6 protein-coding genes are annotated in these 4164 nt (G+C 68.5%); 1 reads left to right on the forward strand and 5 read right to left on the reverse strand.

Annotated features, from left to right (window positions below; genetic code table 11):
* On the forward strand, window positions 1-418 hold a 418-nt coding region (locus sphsw_RS09945), incomplete at its 5' end, for a hypothetical protein (protein ID WP_031440485.1).
* A 50-nt stretch (window positions 419-468) separates the two neighbouring features.
* On the opposite strand, the gene ribH is transcribed toward sphsw_RS09945, so the two are convergent.
* Genes ribH through sphsw_RS09970 form a run of 5 tightly spaced genes read right to left on the reverse strand, consistent with a single transcriptional unit; the run spans window position 469 to window position 4015 of the window.
* Entirely contained in the window at window positions 469-891 is a 423-nt protein-coding gene (ribH, locus tag sphsw_RS09950; protein WP_031440486.1) for a 6,7-dimethyl-8-ribityllumazine synthase, read from the reverse strand.
* The gene (gene ribB / locus sphsw_RS09955) at window positions 891-2054 is read right to left on the reverse strand and encodes a 3,4-dihydroxy-2-butanone-4-phosphate synthase (RefSeq protein ID WP_031440487.1); all 1164 of its coding nucleotides are present in this window, start codon (window positions 2052-2054) and stop codon (window positions 891-893) included. Before ribB ends, ribH begins: the two co-directional genes overlap by 1 nt.
* Complete coding sequence (locus tag sphsw_RS09960; RefSeq protein ID WP_031440488.1) at window positions 2044-2685, reverse strand: riboflavin synthase; 642 nt, start codon at window positions 2683-2685, stop codon at window positions 2044-2046. Before sphsw_RS09960 ends, ribB begins: the two co-directional genes overlap by 11 nt.
* Window positions 2685-3644: a bifunctional diaminohydroxyphosphoribosylaminopyrimidine deaminase/5-amino-6-(5-phosphoribosylamino)uracil reductase RibD gene (gene ribD, locus sphsw_RS09965; protein WP_031440489.1), complete on the reverse strand. Its 960-nt coding sequence runs from the start codon at window positions 3642-3644 to the stop codon at window positions 2685-2687. Before ribD ends, sphsw_RS09960 begins: the two co-directional genes overlap by 1 nt.
* Window positions 3645-3667: 23 nt before the next feature.
* Complete coding sequence (locus sphsw_RS09970; RefSeq protein ID WP_031396092.1) at window positions 3668-4015, reverse strand: hypothetical protein; 348 nt, start codon at window positions 4013-4015, stop codon at window positions 3668-3670.
* Window positions 4016-4164 lie beyond the last annotated feature (149 nt).

Below are 4164 nucleotides of genomic sequence, written 5' to 3' on the forward strand. Positions count from 1 at the left end.
CCGCGCCGAAGAGCGTGCCCGCGAGCGGGAACAGCGCGCGCAGGACCGCCTCGCCGCGACCGATCAGCGCGCCGAAGCGCGCGCCGCGCAACGCGATGCGCTCTCGCAGGACCGTGAACGTGCGCGTGAAGCCCGCCGGGTCGAGGAAGCGCAGCGGATCCGCGCGCGCCTCGACGCACCGCCTGCCAATGACGAGGAAGCGCTCAAGATCGCCAAGCGCCGCCGCTCGGGCGCGCGTGCGCGCAGCGGCGAGGAAACGAAGACCGAACGCGACACCCGCGGCTATACGACGATCGTCGACCCCGCCCGCATCCGCACGCTCGCCGCACGCGGCGCGTCGATCGCCGCGCTGGCCGCCGCGTTCGGAATTACTGCCGAAGAGGTCGAGGCCGCCCTGCGCGACACTCCCGAGGAATGACCAGGGCGATCGTGGGTGGATGAGGGCGGACGTTCGAACGCCCAGGCATCCTACGCGACGAAGCGGTCCTTCAGCGCCAGCATCGCCAGCGCTGCTTTCGCCGCGCCGCCGCCCTTGTCGCCCTCGGTCGGGCGGGCGCGGGTGAGCGCCTGCGCCTCGTTCTCGGTGGTCAGGATGCCGTTGCCGATCGGCAGGCCGTCCATCGTCAGCGCCATGATCCCGCGCGCGCTCTCGCCAGCGACGATCTCAAAATGATAGGTTTCGCCGCGGATCACGACGCCCAGCGCGACATAGCCGTCATAGGTCTCGCTCTCGGCCGCCAGCGCGATCGCGCCGGGGACCTCGAGCGCGCCGGGGACGGTGATCGTCTCGTGGCTGTGCCCCGCGGCCTCGATCGCCGCGCGCGCGCCCTCGATCAGCAGGTCATTCAGATGGTCGTAGAACCGCGCTTCGACGATCAGGATATGCGCCATCAGTTGGGAGCCTTTTCGGTGTCGAGGGGAGCGATCGGGCGTTCGCCGACAATCGACAGGCCATAGCCGTCGAGCCCGACCAGCGTGTGGTGGGTGTTGGTGATCAGCACCATGTCATGGACGCCGAGCTCGGTCAGGATCATCGCGCCGACGCCGTAGTCGCGCAGCTCCTCCATGTCCGGGGTGATCTCCGCGCCCGCCTTCTTCAGCACGGCGGAGGTGAACGCGTTGCCGCGCGGCCGGTTGATGACGACGATCACGCCCGCGCCCTCGTCCGCGATCATCTGCATCGACCGCGCCAGGATCCGGCCGCGATCGCCCGATTCGCCGAAGATGTCGGCGAACGGCGACAGCGCATGCATCCGGACGAGCGTCGGCTTGGCGGGGTCGATCCGGCCCTTGACCAGCGCGACCTGCTCGGTGCCCGTCGCCTTGTTCCAGAAGGTCAGCGCGGTCCAGTCGCCGCCCCATTCGGACGTGAACCTGGCCTCGGCACGCTTCTCGACCAGATGGTCGTAGCGGCGGCGATACGCGATCAGGTCGCGGATCGTGCCGATCTTGATATTGTGGAACTGCGCGAAGGTGACGAGGTCGTCCATCCGGGCCATCGTCCCGTCCTCGTTCATGATCTCGCAGATCACGCCCGAGGGGTTCAATCCAGCAAGCCGCGCGACGTCGACCGCCGCCTCGGTATGGCCGGCGCGGATCAGCACGCCGCCATCGCGCGCGACCAGCGGGAATACATGGCCGGGGGTAACGATGTCCGCCTTCTGCTTGGTCGCATCGATCGCCACCGCGATCGTACGCGCGCGATCCGCCGCCGAGATCCCCGTGGTGACGCCTTCGAGCGCCTCGATCGACACGGTGAACGCGGTCTCGTGCCGCGTGCCGTTGTTGCGGCTCATCAGCTCGAGTCCGAGCTCTTCGGTCCGCGTCTTGGTCAGCGCGAGACAGATCAGCCCGCGACCGAACTTCGCCATGAAGTTGATCTTCTCGGGCGTCGCCATCTGCGCGGGGATGACCAGGTCGCCCTCGTTCTCGCGGTCCTCGTCATCGACCAGGATGAACATCCGGCCGTTGCGCGCCTCGTCGATGATCTCTTCGGGGCTCGACAGATATCCATGCTTCAGGCGCCCGAGTTCGGCGCTGCGTTCAGCCGGCATTGACACGGTAATGCTCCATCCGTTGGAGATAGCGGGCAAGGACGTCGATCTCGATATTGACCGTCCGGTCCGCCTCGATCGTCCCGAGCGTAGTCACGCCCCAGGTATGCGGGATGATATTCAGCCCGAACTCGACCGCGCGTTGCCCGTCGGGGCCGTCGACGTCGCGGACGGTGTTGACGGTCAGCGACACGCCGTCGATCGTGACCGATCCCTTGGCGGCGATGAACGGCGCGATGTCTGCGCCGGCGCGGACGGTGACGCGATGCGAGCCGCCCTCCTCGACCACCGACACGACCGTGCCGAGCCCGTCGACATGGCCGGTGACGATATGCCCGCCCAGCTCCTCGCCGAGCTTCATCGCGCGTTCGAGGTTGAGCGGGCGACCTTGCGTCCACTGGTCGCGCGCGGTGCGGCTGATCGTCTCACCCGAGACGTCGACCGCGAACCAGTGCGGTCCGTCGCCGCCCGCGGACTTGTCGACCACGGTCAGGCACACGCCCGAACACGCGATCGACGCTCCCAGGTCGATCGTGGCGGGATCATAGGCGGTCGCGATGACCACGCGCGTGTCGCCCTGCTGCGCCACGCTGGTGATTTTGCCGATGTCGGTGACGATTCCGGTAAACATTATCCCTCGTTTCGCTTGCGCTCGTAGACCTCGACTCGGTCGCTGCCAAGTTGCCGTGAATCGATGATCGACCAGCGGCCATGCGCGCTGGAAAGATCGCCGAGACCAATATCGCCAATGGAATGCCGGCCGTTCCCGATCAGGATCGGCGCGCGGTACAGCAGCAGCCGGTCAACCAGATCCGCGGCAAGGAACGCCGACGCTACGGCCGCGCCGCCCTCGACCAGCAGATGGTCGCCGGGCAGGGCCGCAATATCCTGCGGATCGGCGATGACGTGCCACCCCGCGTCCGCATCGGGCGCCGTCCGCGACAGCAGCACGCGGCGCGGTGCTTGCGACTCCAGTCCCGCAAGCCGCACGTCGAGTCGCGGCGCATCCGCCTCGAACGTCCCGCGCCCGACCAGGATCGCCTCGTGCCGGCTGCGTTCGAGATGCGCATGCGCGCGCGCCTGTGGCCCGGTGATCCAGCGGCTCGACCCGTCCGCCATCGCGATACAGCCGTCGAGCGAGGTCGCGAGCTTCAGCGTGACATGCGGCCGGCCGCGGGCGAGTCGTGTAAGGAACCCCGCCATCGACCGTCGCGCCTCGGCGGCGCGCACGCCCGTTTCGACGTGGATCCCGGCGTCGCGCAACCGCGCGAACCCGCGCCCCGCCGTCCGGGGATCCGGATCCTCCAGCGCCGCGACGACCCGCGCCACGCCGGCCGCGATCAGCAGATCGCTGCACGCCGGCCCGCGCGGTGATTCATGCGCACAGGGCTCGAGCGTCACATAGGCCGTGGCTCCCCGCGCCTTCACGCCCGCCTGCGTCAGTGCCATCGCCTCGGCATGCGGCCGACCGCCTGCTTGCGTCCAGCCGCGCCCGACGATGCGCCCGTCCGCGACGATCACGCAGCCGACACAAGGGTTGGGTGCCGTACGCCCGCGTCCCCGTGCCGCCAGCGCCAGTGCCGCGCCAATACCGCGGCCGGGCTGGTCGATGTTCAGATCCCCAGCGCCTTCAGCTTGTCGTCCATCCGCTTGAACGACGCGCGGGTTTCCTCCTCGCGCTTCTTCTGCTCAGCCAGACGCGCGGCCTTGATCGGCGCGTCGATCTTCTGCTGGGCGACGATCTGCGCATCGGTGCGATCCGCGGGCCATTGCTCGACATAGACGATGTTCGGCCGATATTCGCGCTCGGCATAGCTGTCCTTCGAAAAGGCGTAGATCAGGAAGCCCGTGACGAGCATCGCCAGCGCGAGAAAGCCGAGCTCGTACGGCTGCCGGCCCCGGAGGAACAGGCGGAGGTCGCGATAGGCGCGGACCGGCGAGAAACGACTGAAAGAGCCCATCGCGCAAAGATAGGCATGCAGGCCCCCCAAGGCCAGTACCTTGGGCGACGACCCGGGGGGCCGACCTGCAGGCCCATCCTTGCGGCGGGTCGTCGCCCGCGGTTCAATTTTCCAGCACGAACGACAGGTTCATCGTCTTCCACGCCTCG

The sequence above is a fragment of the Sphingomonas sp. FUKUSWIS1 genome, from assembly GCF_000733135.1.
Taxonomy (GTDB): Bacteria; Pseudomonadota; Alphaproteobacteria; order Sphingomonadales; family Sphingomonadaceae; genus Sphingomonas; species Sphingomonas aerolata.

Bases quoted from the DNA above. Each gene is read 5' to 3' on its own strand.
- ribH (WP_031440486.1), bottom strand. From the start codon at position 891: ATGGCGCATATCCTGATCGTCGAAGCGCGGTTCTACGACCATCTGAAT.
- ribB (WP_031440487.1), bottom strand. From the start codon at position 2,054: ATGCCGGCTGAACGCAGCGCCGAACTCGGGCGCCTGAAGCATGGATAT.
- sphsw_RS09960 (WP_031440488.1), bottom strand. From the start codon at position 2,685: ATGTTTACCGGAATCGTCACCGACATCGGCAAAATCACCAGCGTGGCG.
- sphsw_RS09970 (WP_031396092.1), bottom strand. From the start codon at position 4,015: ATGGGCTCTTTCAGTCGTTTCTCGCCGGTCCGCGCCTATCGCGACCTC.